The following is a 24,302-nucleotide window of genomic DNA, read 5'->3' as shown; positions in this document are numbered from 1 at the left end:
CCCGCGACGAGAACGACGTGAACGACGAGAACGAGGAGACGCGCGATGCGCTACATGATGCTGATCGAGCCGGACCTGGAGCGCAGCCCCGAGGACGGCATGCCCAGCCAGGAGATCATGGACGAGATGGGCAAGCTGCTGGAGGAGATGACCAAGGCCGGCGTGCTGCTCGACACCGCCGGGCTGAAGCCCGCGGAGGAGGCCGTGCGGGTCACCTCCGACCGCGGGAAGCTGTCCGTGGTCGACGGGCCCTTCACCGAGTCCAAGGAGATGGTCGGCGGCTATCTGATCGCCCAGGTCGCGTCGAAGGAGGAGGCCCAGGAGTGGGCCAACCGCTTCCTGAAGGTGCACGGCGAGGAGTGGGTCATCACCCTTGAGCTGCGGGAGATCATGGAGCCGTAGCGGGTCGCGACGGCCCAGGTCAGGGCCGTTGCGAGTTGCCTTCGGCCGGGGCGGGCTGTTCTGATGTGGGGCTGTGACGGCTTCGCAGGACGCCCGCGCCCGGCGGGAGGACCCACCCGAGCCGCCCGCCGCCGCGCGGGGGGCGGTCGACCGCGCCGTGGCCGCGGTCTGGCGGATCGAGTCGGCGCGGATCATCGCCGGCGTGGCCCGTATCGTGCGCGATGTCGGCGTGGCGGAGGAACTGGCGCAGGACGCGCTGGTCGCCGCCCTGGAGCAGTGGCCTGCGGCGGGCGTGCCCGACAACCCCGGCGCGTGGCTGACGTCCGCGGCCAAGCGGCGGGCCATCGACCTCGTGCGCCGCAAGGAGCGCTACGCGCGCAAGCTGGCGGAGATCGGCCACGACCTGGAGAGCCGCCCCCCGGAGGGCGAGGCGCAGCTCGCCGCGGTCCTCGACGACGACATCGAGGACGACCTGCTGCGGCTGGTGTTCACGGCCTGCCATCCCGTGCTGTCCACGCCCGCGCGGGTGGCGCTCACGCTGCGGCTGCTCGGCGGGCTGACGACGGACGAGATCGCGCGGGCGTTCCTGGTTGCGGAGCCGACGGTGGCGCAGCGCATCGTACGGGCCAAGCGGACGCTGGCGAAGGCGGAGGTGCCGTTCGAGCAGCCGCAGGGGCCGGAGCGGGTGGAGCGGCTGGCGTCGGTGCTGGAGGTCATCTATCTGGTCTTCAACGAGGGGTATTCGGCGACCGCCGGCGACGACTGGATGCGCCCGGGGCTGTGCGAGGACGCGCTGCGGCTGGTGCGGGTGCTGGCGGGGCTGATGCCGCAGGAGCCGGAGGTGCACGGGCTGGCGGCGCTGCTGGAGATCCAGGCGTCGCGGGCGGGGGCGCGCACGGGGCCCGACGGCGAGCCGGTGCTGCTGCTGGAGCAGCACCGCGGGCGGTGGGACCACCTGCTGATCCGCCGCGGGTTCGCGGCGCTGGCACGGGCGCAGTCGCTGGTCGCCGCCGGGGCGCCGGGGCCCGGGCCGTATGCGCTGCAGGCGGCGATCGCCGCCTGCCACGCGCGGGCGCCGCGGGCCGAGGACACCGACTGGGAGCAGATCGTCCGGCTGTACGAGGCGCTGGCGCGGACGGCGCCGTCGCCGGTGGTGGAGCTGAACCGGGCGGTGGCGGTGTCCATGGCGTACGGGCCTGAGGACGCGCTGCGGATCGTCGACGGGCTCGCGGACGAGCCGGCGCTGAAGGACTACCACCTGCTGCCGAGCGTGCGCGGCGACCTGCTGCGGCGGCTGGGGCGGGCGGCGGAGGCGCGGGAGGAGTTCGCGCGGGCGGCGGAGCTGACGCGCAACGCGCAGGAGCGCACGCTGCTCCAGACCCGGGCGGAGTCCTCGCCGGACGGGACGTAGCCCCGGCTGTCTCCGCGGCGTCCGGCGCTCCACTGGAACGGATCCGCGTAAGCCCCGTACGGAAACGAACGACAACCGCCGCCCGGTGTGTGGGGCACCGGGCGGCGGTTGCGGTTCAGGCAGTGCTCGTGCGCTGGTCCGTGCGCGGTTACTCGACGACGTTGAGGAGCAGGTTCGGCGAGCCCGGCCCCGGGCTGCCGACGACGTCCTGGGACGCGCCCTCGGTCAGGGCCTGGGCGACCGCGTCCGGGGTGGCGTCGGGGTTGGCGCCGAGGTAGACGGCCGCGGCACCCGCCGCGTGCGGCGAGGCCATCGACGTGCCCGACATCTCCGCCTCGCCGCCGCCCATGGCGGCGCCGACGATGTCGACACCGGGCGCGTACAGGTCGAGGACGTCGCCGTAGTTGGAGAAGTACGCCTGCGCGTCCGTGTCGTCGGTCGCGCCGACCGTGATGGCCTCCGGCACCCGGGCCGGGGACGCGTTGCCGGCGTCGTCGCTCTCGTTGCCCGCGGCGACCGCGTAGGTGATCCCGGCCGCGATCGAGTTCTGCACCGCCGTGTCGAGCGCCTCGTCCACCGTGCCGCCCAGCGACATGTTGGCGACGGAGGGGCTCGTGGCGTTCTCGGTCACCCAGTCGATGCCGGCGACGACCTGCTCGGTGGTGCCCGAGCCGTTGTCGTCCAGCACCCGGACGGCCACGATGTCGGCCTGCTTGGCGACGCCGTACATGTCCCCGGCGACCGTCGAGGCGACGTGCGTGCCGTGCCCGTGTCCGTCGGTGGCGTCGTCGTCGTTGTCGATGGTGTCGATGCCGCTCGTGGCCCGGCCGCCGAAGTCCTCGTGCGCCATGTCGACGCCCGTGTCGATCACGTACGCCGTGACGCCCTCGCCCGCGGTGTCCGGGTAGACGTACTTGTCGTCGAGGTTCAGCTCCGGGGTGTCGATACGGTCCAGGCCCCAGGAGGGCGGGTCGATCTGCTCGCCGACCGCCTCGTGCTTCTGGTTGGCGTAGACCTTGTCGACGGCCGGGTCGGCGGCCAGCTCCCTGGCCTCCTGCTCGGTCATCTTCACAGAGTAGCCGTTCAGGGCCGCGGTGAAGGTCCGCTTCACCGTGCCGCCGTGCTCGGCGAGCACCGACTTGCCCTCCGCCGCCGCCGACTTCACGTTCACGGCCGACTTCTTCATCGTGACGATGTAGGTGCCCTTGACGGCCGTGGCGGAGCCGGCACCGACGATCCGGCCTTCTGCCGGGGCGGCGTTCGCGGGAAGCGCCACAACCGTGCCGATCGCCGCCGCGGCCACCGCCGACGCTATCCCGACGGCAACCTTCTTGCGCATCACTGCCATTGCGGGGTTCCTCCTCGTGGGGGGTGCACTGTGGGGGGTGCGCTGTGGGGCGCGATCGGAAGCACAACACGTGGGATCCCAGCGGGACAAGGGAACCGGGAATGCCGCATATCCCTCGTCAGATGCCATTCACCGCAGTTCGGCCGCGTCCGACCGGTCGTTCGTACGGATCTGGACGTCGCCCCCGGAACCGCCGGGTCCGCCGGCCGGACCGCCGTCCTCCGCACGGCTGTTGTCCGACGGCTGGACCACCCAGCCGAGGCTTGCCGCGTGCATCCCGAGCTGGAACCGCGTCGCGGCCCCGAGCCGCTCCATCAGGCCGTGCAGCCGGCGCTGGAACGTCCGGTAGCTGATCCCGAGCTGACGGGCCATCACCTGATCGGTCATCCCCGTGACGAGCAGCGTCAACAGCTTCGCCTCGTCCGGCGAGGGGCCGTCCGGAGCACCCGGCGGGCGGCCCGTGAGGTAGTCCGAGATCGGCAGCGCCCGCGCCCACAGCACCTCGAAGAACGCGCACAGCACCTCCAGCAGCCCGGAGGGGTGCACCACCACGCTGCTGGCCATCTCGTGCGGCGCGGCGCGCAGGGGGATCAGCGCGAGGCGGTCGTCCGAGATCAGCAGCTTCGTCGGCGTGTCCGCCATCACCCGGGCGTCCTCGCCGAGTTCGGCCGCGGCCTCGATCTCGGTGTCCAGGCGGCGCGCGTGAGCCAGCCCCGCGGTGTCGTAGATGGTCCGGTAGCCGATACCGCGCCGCAGCGTCTGCTTCTGCGAGGGCATCATCCCGGTCTTCGGATCCAGCCGGTCCGGGTCGCCGTTCGCGTACGGCGGCCGGTCGATGCCCCGGATCTGCTGACGGGCGCTGTGCTGGAGCTGTTCGACCTGGCGAATCACCGCCACCCGCCCTGTCACGATCTCGACCAGGTCCAGCGGATCGCCGCCCGCCGTGCTGGCCCGGAACCGGGCGGCGAGCAACTGGATATGACGGCGCGTACGGTGGATCTGCTCCTCCCGCGCGCGCAGCAGCGACTCGAAGGCGACCTCGGGCGCCACCGGCAGATAGCGCTCCTCTCGCCGCCCCCGCTCGGCGGCGTACCGCCCCACCAGGTTGAGCTGTTCGAGCGCGGTCAGCGCGGCCCGCACCCGGGTCGCGCTCAGCGCGAGTCCCGAACGCAGCTCGGACACGGTGACGGCGCCGTCCACCAGCGCCTCGTAGACCTGCTGTTGGACAGGGTCGAGATCAAGGGCCTCCCACATGCTGCGCATCCTGAGCGCAGTGGCGAGTTCACGTCAATGACCGAAGCGTGCCACGGCCATGATCGCGAATGTGGGTGATGGATCCATCACCCTGTGTGCCTGAGGTGAGGGCTGGGCGGGCCGGTGATCGCCCGCCGGACGGAACCTACTCCTCCAGCGTGATCGGGAGGCCGAAGAGCGGGAACAGCCGGTCCACGCCCAGGAAGTTGTTGAGCCCGGTGACCTTGCCGTCCTCGATCTCCAGGACCTGGATCGCCCAGCCGCGGTAGCCGCCGTTCCCGGGATCCGGGTGGTACTGCGCAAAGGCCGGCATGCCGTTCGCCGAGCAGGGGACCAGGCGGGAGCCGCGGCAGACCGAGCCGGTGCCGAGGAACCAAGTGCGCACGTCCTCCTGGCCCCGGAGCCACAGCGGCAGCGGGGGCATGGAGAGGATGACGTCCTCACGCATGAGCGCCGTGAGCGCATCCAGGTCGTACCGCTCGAAGGCGTCCACATACCGCTCGAGGAAGCGCTGCTGTTCCGCGTCCAGCGGCTTGGCCGGCTCGGAGTCGGCCGGCGCCTCGGTGGCCAGGGTGGCGCGGGCGCGCTGCAGCGCGCTGTTCACCGAGGCCACGGAGGTCTCCAGCAGCTCCGCGACCTCGCTCGCCTTCCACGCGAACACCTCCCGCAATATGAGCACCACGCGCTGGCGCGGGGGGAGATGCTGCAGCGCGGCGACGAAGGCCAGACGCACGGAGTCGCGCTGGGACGCCACCTCGGCGGGGTCGCCGCCCTCGGGGAGCACCTTCGCGTCCGGCATCGGCTCCAGCCACGTGACCTCCGGGAGGGCCCCGCCGAGGGCGGCCTCCGGGGGCGTGGCGGCCGAGCCGGGGGAGGACAGGTCCATCGGGCGGGCGCGGCGCTGCGGGCTGCCGTGCATGTCGAAGCAGACATTCGTGGCGATGCGGTACAGCCACGAGCGCATCGACGCGCGGCCCTCGAAGCGCTCGAAGCCCTTCCAGGCGCGCACCATCGTCTCCTGCACCGCGTCCTCCGCCTCGAAGGCGGAGCCGAGCATGCGGTAGCAGTACCCGGTCAGTTCGATGCGGTGGGACTCCAGGCGCTTCTCCACCGGCTCTTCTGCGGCGGGCTCCGCCACGGGGTGTCTGGTCACGTTTGCCATCGTACGGGCGGGCACTGACAGCGGTCGTGGGTCACGAAGATGCACAGAATTCAACGGCCAGTCGTCACAAGGTCTTACATATAGTCACCTGTCGTGGCACTGTGCGGATGTTGTTGATCAGAGCAACCGGACAGGAGTGCCCATGAGCGGTAGACCTACCCGTCGTACGGCCCTGCTCACCGCGCTCGGCGCGGGCGCAGCAGTCACCCTTCCCGCCGCCGCCGCGCACGCGGCCGGCGGAAAGCCCGCTCCGCCCGTCGCCGTCACCGACCAGAAGTCCCGCCGCGTCCTCATCCTCGACTCCCGCCTGCCGTGGGACTCGCCGGACGCCGTGCAGTGGGCCTTCTCGCCGGACGGCGACGAGAGGTACGCCGACCTGGCGCCGGAGGCGAGCTGGACGTACGTCGACGAGGCCAAGGCCCGCCGCCGCGAGGGCCGTACGTACCTGCTCACCACCGCCTCCTTCGGGTTCGCGGCCGTCGTCGAGGTGCCCACCGGCCGCCGCTACTGGGCCGGTGCCCTCGCCGGTGGTACGGACACGGTCAACCCGCACAGCATCGAGCTGCTCCCGGACGGCAACGTCGCCGTCGCCGGCAGCACCGGCAGCACCATCCGCCTCTACACCGCCTCGCAGGGCCCGGCCAGCGACACGTACGCCGAGTACCGCTTCGCCGACGCCCACGGGCTGCAGTGGGACGACACCCGCGGCGTGCTGTGGGCGATCGGCCATGACGAACTGATCGCGCTGAAGGTCGGCGGCACCCCCGCCGCGCCCACGCTCACCCGCGTCGACGCCGTCGCCCTGCCGCACCCGGAGGGCGTCTCGGCCAGCGGGCACGACCTCAGCCTGGTCGTGAGCAGCCCCGGCCGGATGTGGATCACCACGGGCTACGGCGTGTACCAGTACGACACCGCCACGCGGGAGTTCCGCGAGGACTACGCCGGCGCCGCGCAGATCAGCCGGCGCAGCGTGAAGGCCGTCACCGACGTGCGGGGCAGCGGCCGGGTCGCCACGACCGTGCCGGAGCCCGGCCTGGAGAAGACGTGGTGGACGACGACGGTGTCGACGCACAACCCGGAGGGCGCCCTCAAGCTCCCGGACAGCGGGATCTACAAGGCCCGTTGGTGGCAGTCGGAACCCCGCTGAACCCCGCCGGACCCCGGTGACGGGGCCCGGTCACCCCGCGCCGGCGGCCCCGCACCGGACCTGACCTCCGGTGAGGTGACGCCGGCGCCCTGAACGCCGGGGTCCTGAAGCCGGTGCTCTGAAGCCGGTGCCCCGAACGCCGGTGCCGGCCCGGCCGGTTCAGTCCCCCGGCTCCTCGGCGGTGGACCCGGCGCGCGTGCGCATCCACTCCTCGAACTCCTTGCGCACCCGCCGGTCCATCGCCATGGCCACCTCCGCCTCCAGCACCTCCATCGACACCGGCCGCAGTTGCTCCAGCGCGTCCGTCAGCCGCTCCACCTGCTCACCTGTCAGCTCGTCCGCGGGTGTCTCCAAGACGTCGGCCAGCACGTGGACGCGTATGAGCGCGGTGAACAGCTCGGCGAGGTCGTCGGCGTGCGCGCGCACCTCGCGGGCGGCGGCGAGCACGGCGGTCAGCGGCACGCCCTTGGCCACCAGCTTCGACGAGGTCTCCAGCAGCCGCCTGCTGACGTGGATGAACTCCTCGCCTTCCACGGCGACATAGCCCATGTCGATGGACGTCGCCAGGTTCTCCGGGGAGATCTCGCCGGCGAACCGGTCGGCCAGCTCCTCCGGCGTGACGCGCACCGGGGTCTCCTCCGACCACGGCTTGGTCAGCGTCTCCTGCAAGCCCAGGAGTTCGGCGGCGCCCCGCACGTCACGCCCGCTCTCGAAGGCGGAGATCAACTCCGCTATGCCGCCGAGGGTGTGGCCGCGGTCCAGCAGCGCGGCGATCGTCCGCAGCCGGGACAGGTGGCCCTCCCCGTACCAGGCGATACGGCCCTCGCGGCGCGGCGGCGGGAGGAGTTTGCGCTCGCGGTAGAAGCGCAGGGTGCGGACGGTGATGCCGGCGCGCTCGGCCAGCTCCTCCGTCCGGTATTCGCGTCCCACCGTCTGTCCCCTCCGCTGGTCTTGACCACCAAGGGTAGGACCTCCCGCCGACACCCCGCCCCCGGGCGGAAATCGATCACGCCGCCCCCCTACCCATCGGTAAGAGCACGTCCTACGCTCTCATTGTGCCAGTAAACGCTGGCGCAATCGCGACTCCACTGCTGGGAGGACGACGGCGATGACGCGCGAACACGTCAGGGTGGCGGTGATCGGCTCCGGCTTCGGCGGTCTCGGTGCCGCCGTACGGCTGCGCCGGGAGGGGATCACGGACTTCGTCGTGCTGGAGCGCGCGAGCGCGCTCGGCGGCACCTGGCGGGACAACAGCTACCCGGGCTGTGCCTGCGACGTCCCCTCCCACCTCTACTCGTTCTCCTTCGCGCCCAACGCCGAGTGGCCGCGCACCTTCTCCGGCCAGGAGCACATCTGGGACTACCTGGAGCAGGTCGCCGACGTCTTCGGCGTACGGCAGCACATCCGCTTCGACCACGAGGTGCGCAGCGTCCGCTGGGACGACGACGAGCTGTACTGGGAGATCGACACCGCGCACGGCGAACTCACCGCCGACGTCGTGGTCTCCGCCACCGGCCCGCTGTCCGACCCCAAGGTCCCGGACATCCCCGGCCTCGACACGTTCCCCGGCACGGTCTTCCACTCCGCGCGCTGGGACCACGACGTGCCGCTGGGCGGCAAGCGCGTCGCCATGGTCGGCACCGGCGCCTCCGCCATCCAGATCGTGCCGTCCATCCAGCCCGAGGTCTCCCGGCTCACCGTCTTCCAGCGCACTCCGCCGTGGGTGCTGCCGCGTGTGGACCGCGCCATCAGCGGCCCCGAGCGGTGGCTGCACGCGCGCGTACCCGCTACGACCAAGCTGCGCCGCGGCATCCTGTGGGGCCTCCGCGAACTTCAGGTGCAGGCGTTCACCAAACATCCCGACGAGCTGGGATTCGTGGAGAGCATGGCGAAGCGGAACCTGGCCCGGGCCGTCAAGGACCCCGAGCTGCGCCGCAAGCTCGTCCCCGACTACCGCATCGGCTGCAAGCGGATCCTGCTGTCCAGCGACTACTATCCGGCGCTCGCCCAGCCCAACGTCGACCTGGTCGCCTCCGGTCTGCGTGAGGTGCGCGGCTCGACCCTCGTGGCCGCCGACGGCACCGAGACCGAGGCCGACGCGATCATCTTCGGCACCGGCTTCCACGTCACCGACATGCCCGTCGCCGACCGCATCAAGGGCCGCGACGGCACGACGCTCGCGGAGGCGTGGAGCGGCGGGATGGAGGCGCTGCGCGGCGCCAGCGCGGCCGGCTTCCCGAACCTGCTGACGATCATCGGCCCCAACACCGGCCTCGGGAACAGTTCGATGATCCTCATCATCGAGGCGCAGTTGAACTACATGGCCGACTTCGTACGCAGCCTGGACCGACTGGACCGCCGCGGCGGCCGGGTCGCGCTCGACGCGCGGCCGTCCGCGGTGCGGAACTGGAACGCGCGGGTGCAGGAGCGGATGAAGCGCACGGTGTGGAACACCGGGGGCTGTGACAGCTGGTACCTGGACGCCAACGGGCGCAACACGACCGTGTGGCCGGGCACGACGACCGAGTTCCGGAGGGTGACGAGGAAGGTGCACGCGGACGAGTACGAGGTGCTGCGCACCGGGGAGGGGGCGCTGCGCACCGGGGAAGGTGGGCTGCGCACCGGGGAAGGTGGGCTGCGCACCGGGGAAGGGGCGCGAAGCGCCGGAGGAGGGGCGTTGCGCGTCCCGAAACCCGCCGGCGCGCGCCGGGACGAGGGGGTTGTCCGATGACCCGGCGCACGCACGTCACGACCGGCCCGTACGCCCCGCCCGTACCCCGGCGCGAGCTGGCCGCCCGCTCCGCCGACGGCACCCGGCTCCACGTCGAGGAGCACGGCCCGCAGGACGCGCCCGCCGTCGTCCTCGCGCACGGCTGGTGCTGCTCGACGGCCTTCTGGGCGCCGGTCGTCCGGCAGCTCGCGCCCGGCCACCGCGTCATCGTGTACGACCAGCGCGGCCACGGCCGCAGCGCCGCCGGCGACTGCGGCTCGTACCACACCGACACCCTCGCCGACGACCTCGGCGCCGTGCTCGACGCGGTGCTGGCGCCCGGCGAGAAGGCCGTGATCGGCGGTCACTCCATGGGCGGCATGACGCTGATGGCCGCCGCGGGGCGGCCGTACCTGCGCGAGCGGGCCGCCGCCGTGCTGCTGTGCAGCACGGGCAGCGCGGGGCTGGTGCCCGAGGCGCGGGTGGTGCCGCTGCGGGCCCGGGCGCTGCGCTCCGCGGTGCAGCGCGCGCTGCTGGTCTCCCGGCTGCCGATGGGGCCGGTGACGCCGCTGTCGAAGAAGGTGCTGGCATCGGCGATCGTGGGCCGCGGCGCCACCCCGGCGCAGATCGAGGCGAGCGCCCGTATCGTCTTCGCCACCCCGCGCAAGGCGCGGGGTGCGTGGGGGCGGGTGCTGGCGGCGCTCGACCTGGACGCCGAGGTGCCGCGGATGCCGGTGCCGGCCGCGGTGGTGCACGGCGGCGCCGACCGGCTCACGCCGGTGTGGCTGGCGCGGCGGATCGTCGAGCTGCTGCCGGACGGCGCGGAGTTCACCGAGCTGGACGGCCTGGGGCACATGACGCCGATCGAGGCGCCCTACGCGGTGGCGGAGGTGCTGCGCGGGCTCGTACGCGACCACCTGGCGGGCACGCCGGCGGGGGCGCAGGCTGAAGGGGACGGCGGCACGGCCGCCGGGACCGCCGGGACCGCCGGGACACCTGCCCAGACGACTGCCGAGACTGCCGATACGGCTGCCGGGCCGGCCGCTGCGGCGGCCACCGAGAAGGAGGAGGCGGGCGCATGAGCCGCCGGCGCGGACTTGAGGGCAAGACCGTCGTCGTCACCGGCGCCGCCCGCGGCGTCGGCGCGCTGCTGGCGCGCCGGCTGGCGGCGCGCGGGGCGCGGCTCGCGCTGGTCGGGCTGGAGCCGGACGAGCTGAAGAAGGTCGCCGACTCGCTGCCGGGCGACGCCGCCCACTGGCATGCGGACGTCACCGACCACGAGGCGATGGCGGGCACCGCCACCGAGGTCGAGGAGCACTTCGGCGGCGTCGACGTCGTCGTCGCCAACGCGGGCGTCGCCACCGGCGGCCCGTTCCTCGACTCCGACACCCGCTCCTTCGACCGCGTCATCGAGGTCAACCTGCTGGGCAGCGTCGCCACCGCCCGCGCCTTCCTGCCGGCGCTGGTCCGCGCGGGCGGCTACCACCTCCAGATCGCCTCGCTCGCCGCGCTGGCGCCCGCGCCGATGATGGCCGCGTACTGCGCGTCGAAGTCCGGCGTGGAGGCGTTCGCGCACTGCCTGCGCGGCGAGGTCGGCCACCAGGGCGTGGACGTCGGCGTCGGCTATCTGAGCTGGACCGACACCGACATGGTGCGCGGCGCCGACGAGGACGACGTGCTGCGGGACATGCGCGGGCGGCTGCCGTGGCCGTCGAACAAGACGTATCCGCTGGCGCCCGCCGTCGAGCGGCTGGTCGCGGGCATCGAGCGGCGCTCGCCGCACGTCTACGGGCAGTGGTGGCTGCGCGGCATGCAGTCGGTGCGCGGCGCGCTGCCGTCGGTCGTCAGCGGGCCGGTGGCGCGGCGGGAGATGCGGAAGCTGGCGCCGCGGCTCGCGGCGACGCGGGCGGCGCGCGGCGGGCTGGTCGGCGCGGGCGGCGCGGCGGACGAGCGGACGCGGTCGCTGCGGGAGACGCGGGACGCGTAGCGCGGCGCGGGACCACGGCGAAGGGGCGCACCCGCGCGGGAGCGCGCCCCTCGTACGTGGCTCAGCCAGGCCGTGTCAGGGCCGCTCCGCGTCGCCGCGGCCTTCCTGCATACGGTCACGGTCCTGCTCCGCGCCCTCCTGGGCGCGCTGCGACTTGTCCTGGCCGGACTCCTGCCCGCGCTCGCGGCTCTGCTGCGCCTTCTGCGCGGCTTCCTTGGCCTTCTCCGCCGCCTCGCCGGCCATGTCCTTCGCCTTGTCGAATGCGCCCATTCTTGTCACTCCTAGTGAGAGAGGGTTTCGGGCTCTCATCAGGCTTACATGGATGGGCGAATGCCGCATTTCGGGGCCAAGTGCCGTTACGCATCCTGCCTCTTCCGGGTCCCGTCCGCGCGCCGCGTGCGCGGCGGCAACGGCGGCCGGCTGCGGTCCGGCACGTCCGTGAAGTCCGGCGGCACCGCCGGCGGGTGCTCGCGCAGCAGGTCCAGGGCGGTGGCCACCGCGACGTTCAGCTCGGAGGTCCGGCCCTCCGCCCAGTCCAGCGGCGTGCGTTCGGCGACCACGTCGGGCGGGACGCCGGCGTTCTCCACGCCCCAGCCGTACTCGTCGAACCAGGCCGCGTTCATCGGCACCGTGATCACCGTGCCGTCGGCCAGCCGGTGCCGGCCCGTCATCCCGACCACCCCGCCCCACGTCCGCAACCCCACCACCGGGCCGAGGCCGAGCAGCTTGAACGCCGCCGTGATCATGTCGCCGTCCGACGACGTGGCCTCGTCGGCCAGCGCCACCATCGGCCCGCGGGGCGCGGTCGAGGTGTACGAGACGGGCTGGGCGTTGCGCGTCAGGTCCCAGCCCAGGATCGAGCGGGTCAGCTTCTCCAGCACCAGCTCGCTGATGTGCCCGCCCGCGTTGCCCCTGACGTCCACGATCAGCGACTCGCGGTTCATCTCCATCCGCACGTCCCTGTTGAACTGCGCCCAGCCGCTGGCGACCAGGTCCGGGATGTGCAGGTAGCCGCAGCGCCCGCCGCTCAGCTCGTGCACCACCGCGCGGCGGGCCGCCACCCAGTCCTGGTAGCGCAGCGGCCGGTCGTCGATGAGCGGCACCACGGCCACCCGGCGCAGCCTCCCGCCGCCGCCCTCAAGCGCGAACGTCAGCTCCACCGACGTGCCCCCCGCCCCGTCCAGCAGCGGGTACGGGCCGGTGACCGGGTCGACCGCGCGGCCGTCGACGTGGGTGAGCACCGAGCCGTCCGGGATGCCGGTGCCGGCCAGCGGGGACCGGGCGCGGGTGTCGGAGGAGTCGCCGGGCAGGATGCGGGCCAGCGCCCAGCCGCGGCCGTCGCGGGTGCGGACGAAGTTCACACCGAGGAAGCCGATAGGGCGCTGGTAGTGCGGCGGGCCCTCGTTGCGGCGGGCGGGGGTGACGTACGCGTGCGACGTGCCCAGTTCGCCCAGCACCTCGCGCAGCAGGTCGGCGAACTCGTCCGGCGAGGCCACGCGGTCCAGCAGCGGCCGGTACTGCGCCAGCACCGCGTCCCAGTCGACGCCGCACATGTGCGGCTCCCAGAAGTACGCCCGGATGATCCGGCCGGCCTCGGCGTACGCCTGGTGCCACTCGGCTACCGGGTCCGCGGTGTGCAGGACCCGCCGCAGGTCGATGTAGACGGTGGTGTCCGGGTCGGCCCGGTCGGTCGCCGGGATCGCGCGCAGCGAGCCGCCGTCGTTGGCCACCAGCCGGCTGCCGTTGCCGCTCACGGCGATCTCCGTCACCAGCGACGTCAGCTCGGTGAGCCGGGCGGTGGAGATGTCGAAGTGCTCCAGCGTCGGGCGGCCGGAGGTGTCCGCCGGGTTGGCGAACGTCTCGCCGAGCGCGCCCGAGATCGGCCAGCGCAGCCACACCAGCCCGCCGCGCGCGACGGGCACCAGCGAGGAGTACTTCGACGCCGGCACCGGGATCGGCGTCACCCGGCTCTCCAGCCCCTCCGGCTCGACCAGCACGGTGGAGCCGGGGCCGGTCGCCTCCGCCGCGGCCGGCCCGACGGGGTCCATCCCGCCGGCCGCGGGCCGGCCCTCGGCGGAGAGCGCGAACGGCGACGGCGTCGCGGAGTGCAGCGGCACGAGGTAGGGGCGGGAGCCCAGCGGGAACGACAGGTCTCCGGTGTGCACGTCGTACACCGGGTCGAAGCCGCGCCAGGACAGGAACGCCAGATAGCGCCCGTCACGCGTGAACACCGGCTCCTCGTCCTCGAACCGGCCGTCCGTCACGTCCACGATCGTCCGGTCCGCGATCCGGGCGATCTTGATCTGCCGCAGCGAGCGGCCGATGCCCGGGTGCGCCCAGGCGAGCCATTTCGAGTCCGGCGAGAACGACAGGTCGCGTACGGGCCCGTTGACCGACCGGATCAGCTCGGTGACCTGGCAGTCGCCCGCCGCCTCCGCCGGCGACAGCTCCTCCGCGGCCCGTACCGCCTCCGCGAACTCCTCCGCCACCTCCGCCGACATCCGCTCGTCCGCGCGCACCCGCTCCGGCACCCGCACCAGCAGCAGCCGGCCGTCGTGCGAGGCGATCGCGATCTGCCGCCCGTCCGGCGACGGCACCAGCGCCAGCACCCGGCCCAGCCGTCCCGCCGCCAGCCGCAGCGGCTCGCCCACGGCGCCGGTGCGCGGCAGGTCGGCGATCTCGATGGCGTCGTCGCCGGCTGCGTCCGTGACGTACGCGACGCGGTTGGTGTCGCCCAGCATCCTCGGCAGCCTGATCCGCACGCCGGGGGTGTCGGTGATGGTGCGCGCCGGGCCGTCGCGGTGGGTCAGCCAGTACAGCGCGCCGCGCACCGCGATTGCACTGGCGCGCCCGGTGGTGTCGACGGTCAGCCCCTGGACGTTGTTCTGCGCGGCCACCTGGTACGGCCGCCGCCCGACCCGCGGGCTGCCGAGCCGCACGTCGAGGCGGCGCGGCTGGCCCGCGGGGCTGAAGTCCTCGGCGAGCCACAGCTCGCCGGCGCACTGGTAGACCACCCGGAGGCCGTCCGTGGCGGCGTTCCTGGCGTAGAACTCGGCGTGGTCGCTGTGCCGGCGCAGGTCCGTGCCGTCGGGGAGGCAGGAGTAGAGGTTGCCCACGCCCTCGTGGTCGGAGAGGAAGGCGATCCGGACGGCGGCGGGCGGGCCGACGAACATCACGCACTCCACGTGTCCGCCGAGGTCCGCGAGCAGCCGATGGCCGTGCAGGTAGATGCGGCCGGTGGCCCCGCCGCGGTAGCGCTTCCAGGCGGCGGGCTCGTGCGGCGGGCGGCCGGTGAGCAGCAGCGTCCTGCGGGAGCCGGCCAGCTCGGCGACGGCGATGTCGTCGACGGGGCCCCAGGGCAGCCGGCGCCCGGGGGAGCCGTCGGTCGGCACCAGATAGGACCAGGTCTGGTACGACAGCGGCTGGCCCTGCGAGGACACCGCGAGGATCTGCGCCGCACCGTCCTCGCCGGCGCCCGGCGGCGTCCAGCCGCACACCCGGGTGTCCGGGCTGCCCCAGTACGTCAGCCGCCGGGCCCCGCCGCCCTCCGCGGACACGACGTGGATCTCGGCGTCGAGGCTGTGCCAACTGGTGAACGCGATGGACCGCCCGTCCGGCGAGAACCGCGGGTGACCGACGCGGGTGCGGTCGACGGTCAGCCGCCACCCCCGTTCGGGCTTGGCGCCGGGGGCCGGCAGCGGGGTCACCCACAGGTCGTCCTCGGCGGCGAAGCAGAGGAGGTCGCCGTGCAGGTGGGGGAAGCGGAGGTAGGGCAGGCCGGGGGCGGGCGCGGCGGTGCTGTCGGAACCGGCTGTCACAATCTCCATATTTCGCGGCGTAAGGGGACACGGCAAGTCGGGCGGAGGCCGTCGCGGGCCGGGCCGCCGCCGCTCTGGCCGGGAGGGGCCGGGGCACCGGGCGGGCCGGGGCGCCGGCCGCCGGGCGGGCCGGGCGCCGGGTGCGGGGCGGGCCGGGCGCCGGGTGCGGGGCGGGCCGGGCGCGGGCCGCGGGGCGGGCGCCGTCGCGCAGGCCGGGGCGCGCCGGCCACCGCCTGCCGCCTGGAAATCCCCTTCGGCCGGGCCCGTAGCGGGCATAGGGTCCGAAGCATGCCCGAACTCCCTCCCGTGATACCGGCTCCGTCGCTCTCCCCCGAACCCTCCGACGCCACCGTCGCCGTGCTCCGGCGCTTCCCGGTCAAGTCCATGCTCGGCGAACGGCTGCCGGAGCTCGTCATCGACGAGCGCGGCACGGTCGGCGACCGCCTCTGGGCCGTCACCTACGGCGACGGCAAGTTCGGCAGCGGCAAGAACTCCCGCCGCTTCCGCCGCACCGAGGGCCTGCTCCACTTCTCCGCCTCCTACGCCCCCGCCCGCGACGGCGCCACCGGCCGCCCGCACGTCGTCACCCCCGACGGGTCCGACCTGCGCGACGACGCCCACCTCGCCGAGCTGCTCGGCGTGGACGTACGGCTGGCCCGCGAGGGCGCCGTCTCGCACTTCGACGAGTGCGGCGTGACGCTGATCGGCACCGCCTCCCTGCATGCGCTCGGCCATCTCCTCGGCGATACCGAACCGGCCGACGCCCACCGCTTCCGCAAGAACATCCTTCTGCACACCGAAGACCCGTGGATCGAGGAGGACTGGGTGGGCCGGGAGGTGGCCGTGGGCGACGAGGTGCGGCTGCGGATCACCAAGCGCGTGAAGCGCTGTGTGATGACGACCATGGCGCAGCGCGACCTGCCGGAGGACCGCCGGGTCCTCAAGACGCTCACCGCCGACCGCGGGATGTGCATCGGCGTGGGCGCCGAGGTCCTGACCCCCGGCACCGTACGCCCCGGCGACACGGTACGTCCGGTCTGACCGGCGCCGGCGCCGGTCAGACCGCCCCTGATCAGCCCGCCGGCGGGGGAGCCGCGGGCGGCGGACCAGCCGGCGGCGCTATCGGCGGGGGCGCGGCCGGAGCCGGCGGCGCGGCTATGGCCGGCGCCTGCGGTGCCGCGTCGTACGGCTGCGGCTGCTGCAGGAACTGCGGTGCGGGCTGTCCCGTCGGCTGCGGCAGTACGCCACCGCCCGCCACCGGCGACCCGGACGCCCCCGCCGCCGTCTCCGGTGCGCGCAGCATCATCGCGATCACCGTGACGGCTATCAGCGAGCCGCCGACATAGGTGGCCAGCACGAGCCAGCCCTCCGTGTCCTTCGTGTACTCGTCCCAGCCGAGAACGGGAACCCTGTTCCCCTCGGGAACCTCGTTCGGGTAGTCGGTGATCGTCATGCCGATCATGCGGCGGACGTAGATGTAGAGGTAGACGCTGAGGACCGTGATCGCCGCGCCGCGCGCCGCCGGCCTGCGCATCAGCGCCAGCACGCCCACCACCAGCAGCGCGCCCGCGAGCACCGCCTCCCAGTACTCCGTGGTGCCCGCGAGCACCGGGAACTGCGATTCGCCGGCGTCCACCAGCCCCTTGAAGTACGCCCCGGCGTCGGCCCCGTCCCGGGTCAGCATGCGCACGATCCAGCCGACGAGCGCGAGCCCGAGCACCAGCGTCAGCCCACCGGCCGTCAGATAGACCTGGGACCCCCGCACCGGCGCCGCCGCCGTCCCCGCGGCCGGCCGGTCGCCCGCCCGCAGCATCAGCACGACCACCGCCGCCGAGTACAGCAGGACGACGGACCAACTGCTGATGATCGCGACCTCGAGGTCGTTGCCCCCGATGTACCACTGCCGGAACTGGTCGCTCGTCGCCAGGCCGATCAGCTCGCGCGCCGCGGTCAACAGCATCACGAGCCCGCACAGCAGCGCGGCCCCCCGCCCCGCCCGCCGGTTCATCGCCACGACCAGCCCCGCCACCAGCAGCGCCGCCGTGAACGCCCACACGTACGGGTTGAACAGCTCGGGCTCCAGCAGAACGCGCGGGTCGTACAGCGCCCTGAGGAAGTCGCCGACCCCGGTGCTCACATGGTCGAAGTCGTAGGAGAGCCAGACGACCACGAGGCGGCCCAGGACCGTGAGCAGCACCGCCACGGCCAGATATGCGCCCAGGTGCCGCGGCGCATGCCGGTCCGACGCTGTCCCGGGCTGCCGTTTTGCCCCTTGACCGAGCACTGTCATGGTCATCCCCCGTTGTCCGTCTTGCAGAGATTCCATCGTGCGGGGGATCGTCCGCGGAGAAAACCCCTGTGGATAACCCCTGTTGCGTACTTGTCACCGTTGCGGACCGGCCGGCTGCGCGGCCGGCGGCACCCGCACACCCCCGGCCGCCGCCACATCCGGTGCTACCGTTTCCGTAGTGGGGCATTCCGCAGGCATGGAGCACGCCTGCAGGGGCCTGGGTCCCGCGCCAGATCCGGCATCTCGGTACGTGGTATGACCGCCCCCCCACATGCGGAAGGAGGTTGGGGACGGGACCTCCACGGGCACCCGCCCCCGGCTACCCATGAATCGCAGAAAATTATCGGCAGTCGTCGCTCTGGGGCTCGCGTTGACGTTGTCCGCGGGCCTGGCGCCGGCGGCTGCCTCAGCGTCACAGGCCCCGGCGTCACCAGCCGGATCACAGCAGGTCCAGGTAGCGCTGACCCAGGTCGCGACCGCGGCGGCGCCCACCGCCGGCGCCGCCGGGCCTGACGGCACGGTGTGGATCGGCGAACGCGCCGGTGCCGTACGGGTGCTCGACGACCAGGGGCTGAGTGAACCGGTCATCGACATCACCGGCGAGACCACCACCGACGGCGAACGCGGGATCGCCGACATCGAGTTCAACCCCGACTTCACCCGCTTCTACCTGTCCTACACCGACATCGACGGCCACAGCACCATCGACGAGTTCGACGTGGCCGACGGCGAGGTGCAGGCGGACACCCGGCGCACCGTCTTCTTCCAGGAACAGCCGGGCCCCGCGCACAACTCCGGCCACATCGCGTTCGGCCCCGACGGGATGTTCTACATCTCCCTCGGCGACGGCGACTTCTCCCTGGAAGGCGACCCGTACGGCAACGGCCAGAACCTCGGCACCCTGCTGGGCAAGGTGCTGCGCGTCGACCTGGACGCCGGCGACCCGTACGGGATTCCGGCCGGCAACCCGTTCGTCGACGTCCCGGGCGCCCGCGGCGAGATCTGGGCCTACGGCCTGCGCAACCCGTGGCAGTTCTCCTTCGACGCCGCAACCGGCGACATGTGGATCGGCGACGTGGGCCACCTGGAGCGCGAAGAGATCAACCTCGCCCCCGCCGCCACCGGCGGCCAGAACTACGGCTGGCCCCTCATGGAGGCCACCCGGCCGCACCAGGGCACGGAACCGGACGACCACGCCCCGCCCGTGCACGAGTGGCAGCACGGCCTGACCGGCGCCTGCGACTCGGTCACGGCCGGCTACGCCTACCGCGGCGAGGAGATCCCGGACCTCCAGGGCGCGTTCGTGTTCGCCGACTACTGCAGCGGCGGTCTGCAAGCCCTGCAGACGGAGAACGGCCAGGTGACCGAGGTGCTCGACCTCGGCGCCAACGCCGGCTGGGTGAGCACGTTCGTGCAGACGCGCGACAACGAGCTGTACGTGATCGACATGGGCGGCTTCGGCGGCGGCGGAGGCACGCCCCAGGGCGCCGTCTACCGCATCGGTCCCGCCTAGCAGCACCCGCGCAGGTGCCGCGGTCCGCCGTCACCGGCGGCGAACCGCGGCGAACCGCGGCGAACCGCGACACACCTGCGGACCGCGGCGAACCGCGGCAAACCTCCGGGGCGTACGAGCCCCGCCACCGGCCCCGCTACCCCGGCAGCAGCACCAGCGCGATCCCCGCCACCATCAGGCACGCCCCCGCGATCCGCGGCGCGCCGAAGCGCTCCTTGAGGAACACCGCCCCGATGGCAGCCCCCACCACGATGCTCGACTCCCGCAGCGCCGCTATCGGCGCCAGCGGGGCGCGCGTCTGCGCCCAGAGCACCAGCCCGTACGCCGTGATGGAGATCGCCCCGCCCAGCAGCCCGCGCACCGCCACCGGCCGCAGTTCGCGCACCGTCCCCGGCCCGCGCCGCACCAGCGCCGCCAGCGGGATCCACGGGCCCATCAGCAGCACCAGCCACGCCGTGTAGCCCATCGCGCTGCCGGAGTCGCGGACGCCGACGCCGTCGACGATCGTGTACGCCGCGATGGACAGGCCCGTCGCGAACGCCGCGGCCAGGGCCGGCCAGTGCGGCCGGGTGTCCGCGCCGCGCAGTCCCCACAGGGCGATGCCGCTCAGCCCCGCGCACGCCACGGCGACGCCCGCCGTCTGCCACAGGCCCAGCCGCTCGTCGAGGAAGAGATGCGCGACCGCCGCGACGACCAGCGGGGCCGTGCCGCGGGCTATCGGGTAGACCTGCCCGAAGTCGCCCAGTTTGAACGACTGCATGAGCAGCGTCATGTACACGAGGTGGAGGCCGACCGACGACAGCAGCCACGGCCAGGCTCCGGCCGCCGGGAACGGCACGAAGAACACCGCGGTCCCCGCGATCGCCACGTCGCCCACGCCGATGAGCGCGAAGACCACCAACTGGTCCTTCACACCGTGGGCGATGGCGTTCCACGAGGCGTGCATCACGGCGGCCAGCAGGACCGCCGCGGCTATGAGGGGGGTCACTCCCCGGGCTCGCGCACCTCGGACACGTCGGTGACCCGCGCGCCCGCGTGCGCGACGAGGTCTTTGGGGGCGAGGGGGAACACGGTGTGCGGGTCGCCGGCGGCGGCCCAGACCTCGCCGTGGTCGAGGAGCCCGCGGTCGGCGAGCACCGTCATCCGCGTCACGTGCCCGAAGGGCGGTACGCCGCCGATGGCGTACCCCGTGGCCTCGCGCACCATCGCCGCGTCCGCCCGGCGCACGCCCCCGGCGCCCAACTCGGCGCGTACGCGCTCGGTGTCCACGCGGGAGGCGCCGTCCATCAGGACGAGCACCGGTACGCCGTCCGCGGCGAAGATCAGGGACTTGACGATCTGGCTCAGCTCGCAGCCGATGGCCTCCGCCGCCTGCGCGGCCGTGCGGGTGGCGTCGGGGAAGCGGCGTACCGGGACGGTCAGGCCGAGTTCGGCGAGGGCGGCGGCGAAAAGCGGGTGTGCGGCGTCGGCTGTCGTCATGGAGGCGACGTTAACCCCCGGTGTCCGGGCCGTGCGAACCCATTCCGCCCCCCGGGACCCGGCGCCGTCCGCGACCGGGCCCCGGTCCGTACGCCTCAGCCGCCGTGCGCCGCCAGCACGTCCCGCACCAGCGGGCCCGCGAACTCCCCGCCGTGCCCGATGTTCGGCACCGTGGCCGCCGCCGCCAGGTCACCGCGGTACGCGGTGAACCAGGCGTCCGTCTCCTCCTGCCCGCCCATCTCCGCCGAGCCCGTCTTCGCGCCCACCTGCCCGGTCAGCCCGCTCATCGCGCCCGCCGCCGTCCCGTACGACGCCGTCGCCTCCATCAGCTCCCGCAGCGACTGCGCCGTCTCGGGCTCCATCGTCCGCGGCGCGGTCGCGAACTGCCGCCCGTCGAACTCCTGCGGCACCAGATACGGCTGCTTGAAGACGCCGGCCTTCGCGGTCGCCGACACCGACGCCATCGTCAGCGGGTTCATCCGTACGCCGCCCTGGCCGATCAGCGACAGCGCCATCTCGACACCGGACTGCACCGGCACCGCGCCGTCGAACGTGCGCACACCCGTCTGCCAGTTGAGCCCGATGCCGAAGACGTCCCGGGCCTGCTTCGTCAGGTCGTCGTTCTCCAGCTCCTCGGCCATCGAGATGAACGCGGTGTTGCAGGAGGCGGTGAAGGACTCCGCGAACGTGCCGCCCTCGATGGTGAAGGAGTTGTCGCCGACGTTCTCGAACTCCCAGCCGCCGTACGCCTTGTACCGCGGGCACGGGTGCGGCTCGTCGGGCGCGGCCAGCCCCTTGTCCATGAGCATCGAGGCCGTGATGACCTTCATCGTCGAGCCGGGCGGCAGCGAGCCCTGCAGCGCGGTGTTGAGGCCGCCCGGGACCTGGTTGGCGACCGCGAGCACCTCGCCGGTGCTGGGCTTCAGCGCCACCAGCGCCGCGCCGCCGTGCTTGGCGACGGCCGCCTCCGCGGTCTTCTGGACGTCCGCGTCCAGCGTCGTCTTCAGCTTGCCGTGTTTGGGCTTGGCGAGCACCAGAAGCGTCTCGGGCGTGGCCGCCTTGTCGTCGTCCTTCCCCTTGCCCTTCTGCTTGCCGGCCGGCTCCGTCCAGACCCTGACGCCCGCCCTGCCGCCGGCCTTGGCGCCGTAGCGCTCGCTCAGGTCGGTGATGAGGGGCGCGAGCGAGGGGTACTTCCCGGGGCCGAGCCTGGCCCCGTTGCGGTCGAAGACCTTGATCGGCGGGGCCTCGGTCGACCCCGTGCGCAGCCGCTCGCCCTCAGCGAGCTTGGGGTGTATGAGGGAGGGATCCCAGGCGATCTCGACCTCCCCCGTCTTCTCGTCCCGTACGGCCTCCAGCGCCGAGCTGTACGCCCAGGGCTTGACGGTGTCCTCGAAGGTCACCTCGGCATCGACGCTGAACGGCACCTTCGTGCCGGACGGCCGGCCGGGCGTCAGCTTGACCTGCTCGACGCCCGCGTCCTTGCGGTACGACGTGAGGCCGGCGAGCGCCGCCTTTCTGTCGTCCGTCATCCCGGCGGCGATCTCGGTCCTGCCGCCGGCCCAGGCGGCCAGGAACTCGTCGGCGGCCCTGCCGGCCTCCTTGGGGCTGGGCGGCCCGGTCTTCACCGGATCGGATGAGGCCGGCGCCGACAGCGCGCTGCCGCTGTTCTCGGCCTTGTCGTCCTCCAGGAAGCTGTACGCGCCGAACCCCGCCGCGCCGACGACCGCGGCACCGGCTCCGACGATCACTGCGATCCGGGTGCGCGTCAGTCCCGCCGACGCACCTGTTCGGGCGCGTCTGCGCCGGTGGCTGCCCGCCATCTGCCGTGCTCCCTCTGCGCGCCCCGAGACCATAACGACCCTGCGTCAAGCACATTAAGCCACCTGCCGCACCGGCGCCCACCCGTGGTGACCAGGCTCAGACCCAACTGGGCAGCCACATGCGCGCTTCCCAGGCGTCGCGCGTGAGGGTCTCGCCCGTGTAGATCGGCCAGAAATAAATGAAGTTCCACAGCACGAGGAGGACGAGCACGCCCGCCGCGACCACGCCCGCCGCTCTGCGCCATTCGGTGGGCTGGCCGAGGCCGGTGCCGGTGCCGGGGCCGGTGCCCGGGCCGTCCGCGGACGTGCCCGCGCCCGCGAGGGCGGCGCCTCCGGCGCGGGCCATCGCGCCCAGCATCATCGTCACTGCCAGGCACAGGTACGGGACGAAGACGACGGCATAGAAGAGGAAGATCGTGCGCTCCTGGTAGAAGAGCCACGGCACCCAGCCGGCCGCCGCCGCGCACAGGATCGCGCCCGCGCGCCAGTCGCGGCGCAGGCCCCAGCGGTAGAGCGCGTAGACCACGGCCGCGACACCCAGCCACCACAGCAGCGGGGTGCCCAGCGCCAGGACCTCGCGGGCGCAGTTCTCCGTCTCGTCGGCGGGGCAGCCGGGATTGTTCGGGTCGCCGGGCCGCGGGTCGTCCCAGAAGTACGACACGGGCCGGCCCGCTACGGGCCAGCTCCACGGGTTGGAGTCGTAGGTGTGGCCGGACGTGAGGCCGACATGGAAGTCGTAGACCACCGAGTGGTAGTGCCACAGGCTGCGCACGGCGTCCGGGATGAACGGGAACGCGGTGTCCCGGTCTTCGGCCCAGCCGCGGAAGTAGCCCTTGTCGGAGGCGAACCAGCCGGTCCACGAGGCGACGTAGACGGCCACGGCCACGGGCACCGTCGAGAAGAACGCCGGCACGACGTCGAGGCGCAGCACGCGCGCGTACGGGCGGCGGCATCCGGCCGTACGGCGTGCGCCCGCGTCCCACGCCACCGTCAGCAGGCCGAACGCGGCGAGGATGAACAGCGCGTTCCACTTGGTGCCCAGCGCGAGCCCCATGCAGACGCCGGCGGCGAGCCGCCACGGCCGCGCCCCCAGCCGCAGCCCGGAGGCCACCGCGTCGTCCGGCCGCCCCGCGGGCAGCGCGGTGGCCAGTCGTGCACGCGCGCGGTCCCGGTCGACGAGCAGACAGCCGAACGCGGCCAGCACCCAGAACATGAGCACCAGGTCGAGCAGCGCGGTGCGGCTCATCACGAAGTGCAGCCCGTCCACCGCCATCAGCAGCCCCGCCAGACAGCCGAGCAGCGTGGAGCGGAACAGCCGGCGGCCGATGCGGCACAGCATGAGCACCGACAGCGTGCCCAGCAGGGCGACGACGACGCGCCAGCCGAAGGGGTCCAGGCCGAACGCCCACTCACCCAGCCCGATCATCCACTTGCCGACGGGCGGGTGCACGACATAGCCGGGGTCGTCGCTGAGCGGGATGACCTGCGGGTCGTCGAGGATCTTCTCGTTGGCGTCCTTGGGCCACGTGCCCTCGTAGCCGAACTGCAGCAGCGACCAGGCGTCCTTCGCGTAGTACGTCTCGTCGAATATCACCGCGCGCGGACTGCTCAGGTTCACGAACCGCAGCACGCCGGCGAAGAGCGCCACGAGCAGCGGCCCGCCCCACGCGCCCAGCCGCGCCACCCGCGCCGCCGTCGCCGCCGGCACGCCGGCCACCTGCAACAGCCGCGCCCCGGAGCGCCGGTACGGCGGCACCAGCCGCTCCGTGACACCGGGCTCGCGCCGGGGCACGTACCCGAACGCGCGCAGCCGCCGCTGCCACGCCGGGGCGGGCGCGGACCGGCTCTGCGCGGGCTGCGTCACGGTGTCACTGGTCACGGGGGCCCATCCTAGGCGCGCCCGCGCCGGGGGCGGCCGGACCGATCCGGACCGGCCAGAAGGCCCCGTACGGCCGGTACCG

Annotated in this window: 19 protein-coding genes; 8 read left to right on the top strand and 11 right to left on the bottom strand. The window is 73.3% G+C overall.

All coding sequences use genetic code 11. The features are described from left to right. Nucleotides 1–45 precede the first annotated feature (45 nt). On the top strand, nt 46–402 hold the full coding sequence (locus B124_RS27885; RefSeq protein WP_496505738.1) for a YciI family protein: 357 nt from the start codon (nt 46–48) through the stop codon (nt 400–402). Between the two features lie 73 nt (nt 403–475). Then, on the top strand, nt 476–1,813 hold the full coding sequence (locus B124_RS27880) for an RNA polymerase sigma factor (RefSeq protein WP_496505737.1): 1,338 nt from the start codon (nt 476–478) through the stop codon (nt 1,811–1,813). A gap of 148 nt (nt 1,814–1,961) precedes the next feature. On the opposite strand, the gene B124_RS27875 is transcribed toward B124_RS27880, so the two are convergent. The 3 genes from B124_RS27875 to B124_RS27865 all read right to left on the bottom strand — a co-directional run bounded on the left by B124_RS27875 (nt 1,962) and on the right by B124_RS27865 (nt 5,577). Beyond that, nucleotides 1,962–3,161 carry a S8 family peptidase gene (locus B124_RS27875; protein ID WP_496505736.1) on the bottom strand — a complete coding sequence of 400 codons (1,200 nt, stop codon included), beginning with the start codon at nt 3,159–3,161 and terminating at the stop codon, nt 1,962–1,964. Between the two features lie 129 nt (nt 3,162–3,290). After that, the gene (locus B124_RS27870) at nt 3,291–4,415 is read right to left on the bottom strand and encodes a helix-turn-helix transcriptional regulator (protein WP_496505735.1); all 1,125 of its coding nucleotides are present in this window, start codon (nt 4,413–4,415) and stop codon (nt 3,291–3,293) included. A 145-nt stretch (nt 4,416–4,560) separates the two neighbouring features. Next, the gene (locus tag B124_RS27865; protein ID WP_496505734.1) at nt 4,561–5,577 is read right to left on the bottom strand and encodes a sigma-70 family RNA polymerase sigma factor; all 1,017 of its coding nucleotides are present in this window, start codon (nt 5,575–5,577) and stop codon (nt 4,561–4,563) included. Between the two features lie 142 nt (nt 5,578–5,719). Between B124_RS27865 and B124_RS27860 the strand changes: the two genes are divergently transcribed. Next, nucleotides 5,720–6,724, top strand: a complete 1,005-nt coding sequence (locus B124_RS27860) for a DUF6528 family protein (RefSeq protein ID WP_496505733.1) — start codon at nt 5,720–5,722, stop codon at nt 6,722–6,724. 159 nt (nt 6,725–6,883) lie between these two features. Here the strand turns inward: B124_RS27860 and B124_RS27855 are convergent, their stop codons facing one another. Next, nucleotides 6,884–7,654 (bottom strand): MerR family transcriptional regulator, encoded by a 771-nt coding sequence (locus B124_RS27855; protein WP_496505732.1) that lies wholly within the window; start codon nt 7,652–7,654, stop codon nt 6,884–6,886. Between the two features lie 178 nt (nt 7,655–7,832). On the opposite strand from B124_RS27855, the gene B124_RS27850 reads away from it, so the two are divergent. From B124_RS27850 to B124_RS27840, 3 genes are read left to right on the top strand one after another with little or no spacing between them, the layout of a single operon-like run. Beyond that, a complete protein-coding gene (locus tag B124_RS27850) occupies nt 7,833–9,455 on the top strand; it encodes a flavin-containing monooxygenase (RefSeq protein WP_496505731.1) in 1,623 nt (540 codons plus the stop codon). Continuing rightward, nucleotides 9,452–10,516: an alpha/beta fold hydrolase gene (locus tag B124_RS27845; RefSeq protein ID WP_496505730.1), complete on the top strand. Its 1,065-nt coding sequence runs from the start codon at nt 9,452–9,454 to the stop codon at nt 10,514–10,516. The genes B124_RS27850 and B124_RS27845 overlap by 4 nt, the downstream gene beginning before the upstream one ends. Continuing rightward, entirely contained in the window at nt 10,513–11,421 is a 909-nt protein-coding gene (locus tag B124_RS27840; protein ID WP_496505729.1) for an SDR family oxidoreductase, read from the top strand. The genes B124_RS27845 and B124_RS27840 overlap by 4 nt, the downstream gene beginning before the upstream one ends. Nucleotides 11,422–11,496: 75 nt before the next feature. On the opposite strand, the gene B124_RS27835 is transcribed toward B124_RS27840, so the two are convergent. Next, nucleotides 11,497–11,691, bottom strand: coding sequence for a hypothetical protein (locus B124_RS27835; RefSeq protein ID WP_496505728.1), 195 nt, complete (start codon nt 11,689–11,691; stop codon nt 11,497–11,499). Nucleotides 11,692–11,777: 86 nt separating this feature from the next. Beyond that, nucleotides 11,778–15,248 carry a S41 family peptidase gene (locus B124_RS27830; protein WP_496505727.1) on the bottom strand — a complete coding sequence of 1,157 codons (3,471 nt, stop codon included), beginning with the start codon at nt 15,246–15,248 and terminating at the stop codon, nt 11,778–11,780. A gap of 279 nt (nt 15,249–15,527) precedes the next feature. Between B124_RS27830 and B124_RS27825 the strand changes: the two genes are divergently transcribed. After that, nucleotides 15,528–16,280, top strand: a complete 753-nt coding sequence (locus B124_RS27825; protein ID WP_496505726.1) for an MOSC domain-containing protein — start codon at nt 15,528–15,530, stop codon at nt 16,278–16,280. Between the two features lie 31 nt (nt 16,281–16,311). Here B124_RS27825 and B124_RS27820 read toward each other — a convergent pair whose 3' ends face one another. Next, the gene (locus B124_RS27820) at nt 16,312–17,535 is read right to left on the bottom strand and encodes a hypothetical protein (protein WP_496505725.1); all 1,224 of its coding nucleotides are present in this window, start codon (nt 17,533–17,535) and stop codon (nt 16,312–16,314) included. A gap of 319 nt (nt 17,536–17,854) precedes the next feature. Between B124_RS27820 and B124_RS27815 the strand changes: the two genes are divergently transcribed. Further along, nucleotides 17,855–19,042 carry a PQQ-dependent sugar dehydrogenase gene (locus B124_RS27815; RefSeq protein ID WP_496505724.1) on the top strand — a complete coding sequence of 396 codons (1,188 nt, stop codon included), beginning with the start codon at nt 17,855–17,857 and terminating at the stop codon, nt 19,040–19,042. A gap of 136 nt (nt 19,043–19,178) precedes the next feature. Here the strand turns inward: B124_RS27815 and B124_RS27810 are convergent, their stop codons facing one another. The 4 genes from B124_RS27810 to B124_RS27795 all read right to left on the bottom strand — a co-directional run bounded on the left by B124_RS27810 (nt 19,179) and on the right by B124_RS27795 (nt 24,220). Continuing rightward, nucleotides 19,179–20,030 carry an EamA family transporter gene (locus B124_RS27810; RefSeq protein ID WP_496505723.1) on the bottom strand — a complete coding sequence of 284 codons (852 nt, stop codon included), beginning with the start codon at nt 20,028–20,030 and terminating at the stop codon, nt 19,179–19,181. Then, a complete protein-coding gene (locus B124_RS27805; RefSeq protein ID WP_496505722.1) occupies nt 20,027–20,521 on the bottom strand; it encodes a YbaK/EbsC family protein in 495 nt (164 codons plus the stop codon). Before B124_RS27805 ends, B124_RS27810 begins: the two co-directional genes overlap by 4 nt. A 95-nt stretch (nt 20,522–20,616) precedes the next feature. Next, nucleotides 20,617–22,341, bottom strand: coding sequence for a penicillin-binding transpeptidase domain-containing protein (locus B124_RS27800; protein ID WP_496505721.1), 1,725 nt, complete (start codon nt 22,339–22,341; stop codon nt 20,617–20,619). Between the two features lie 97 nt (nt 22,342–22,438). Continuing rightward, nucleotides 22,439–24,220, bottom strand: coding sequence for a dolichyl-phosphate-mannose--protein mannosyltransferase (locus tag B124_RS27795; protein WP_496505720.1), 1,782 nt, complete (start codon nt 24,218–24,220; stop codon nt 22,439–22,441). Nucleotides 24,221–24,302 lie beyond the last annotated feature (82 nt).

This window comes from Streptomyces sp. CNP082 (genome assembly GCF_059570535.1).
This window is presented reverse-complemented; position numbering and strand designations above follow the sequence as displayed.

Excerpts from the sequence above, each read along its gene's own strand:
- B124_RS27885 (WP_496505738.1), top strand. The coding sequence starts at position 46 with ATGCGCTACATGATGCTGATCGAGCCGGACCTGGAGCGCAGCCCCGAG.
- B124_RS27875 (WP_496505736.1), bottom strand. The coding sequence starts at position 3,161 with ATGGCAGTGATGCGCAAGAAGGTTGCCGTCGGGATAGCGTCGGCGGTG.
- B124_RS27870 (WP_496505735.1), bottom strand. The coding sequence starts at position 4,415 with ATGTGGGAGGCCCTTGATCTCGACCCTGTCCAACAGCAGGTCTACGAG.
- B124_RS27865 (WP_496505734.1), bottom strand. The coding sequence starts at position 5,577 with ATGGCAAACGTGACCAGACACCCCGTGGCGGAGCCCGCCGCAGAAGAG.
- B124_RS27860 (WP_496505733.1), top strand. The coding sequence starts at position 5,720 with ATGAGCGGTAGACCTACCCGTCGTACGGCCCTGCTCACCGCGCTCGGC.
- B124_RS27850 (WP_496505731.1), top strand. The coding sequence starts at position 7,833 with ATGACGCGCGAACACGTCAGGGTGGCGGTGATCGGCTCCGGCTTCGGC.
- B124_RS27845 (WP_496505730.1), top strand. The coding sequence starts at position 9,452 with ATGACCCGGCGCACGCACGTCACGACCGGCCCGTACGCCCCGCCCGTA.
- B124_RS27840 (WP_496505729.1), top strand. The coding sequence starts at position 10,513 with ATGAGCCGCCGGCGCGGACTTGAGGGCAAGACCGTCGTCGTCACCGGC.
- B124_RS27835 (WP_496505728.1), bottom strand. The coding sequence starts at position 11,691 with ATGGGCGCATTCGACAAGGCGAAGGACATGGCCGGCGAGGCGGCGGAG.
- B124_RS27830 (WP_496505727.1), bottom strand. The coding sequence starts at position 15,248 with ATGGAGATTGTGACAGCCGGTTCCGACAGCACCGCCGCGCCCGCCCCC.
- B124_RS27825 (WP_496505726.1), top strand. The coding sequence starts at position 15,528 with ATGCCCGAACTCCCTCCCGTGATACCGGCTCCGTCGCTCTCCCCCGAA.
- B124_RS27820 (WP_496505725.1), bottom strand. The coding sequence starts at position 17,535 with ATGACCATGACAGTGCTCGGTCAAGGGGCAAAACGGCAGCCCGGGACA.
- B124_RS27815 (WP_496505724.1), top strand. The coding sequence starts at position 17,855 with ATGAATCGCAGAAAATTATCGGCAGTCGTCGCTCTGGGGCTCGCGTTG.
- B124_RS27805 (WP_496505722.1), bottom strand. The coding sequence starts at position 20,521 with ATGACGACAGCCGACGCCGCACACCCGCTTTTCGCCGCCGCCCTCGCC.
- B124_RS27800 (WP_496505721.1), bottom strand. The coding sequence starts at position 22,341 with ATGGCGGGCAGCCACCGGCGCAGACGCGCCCGAACAGGTGCGTCGGCG.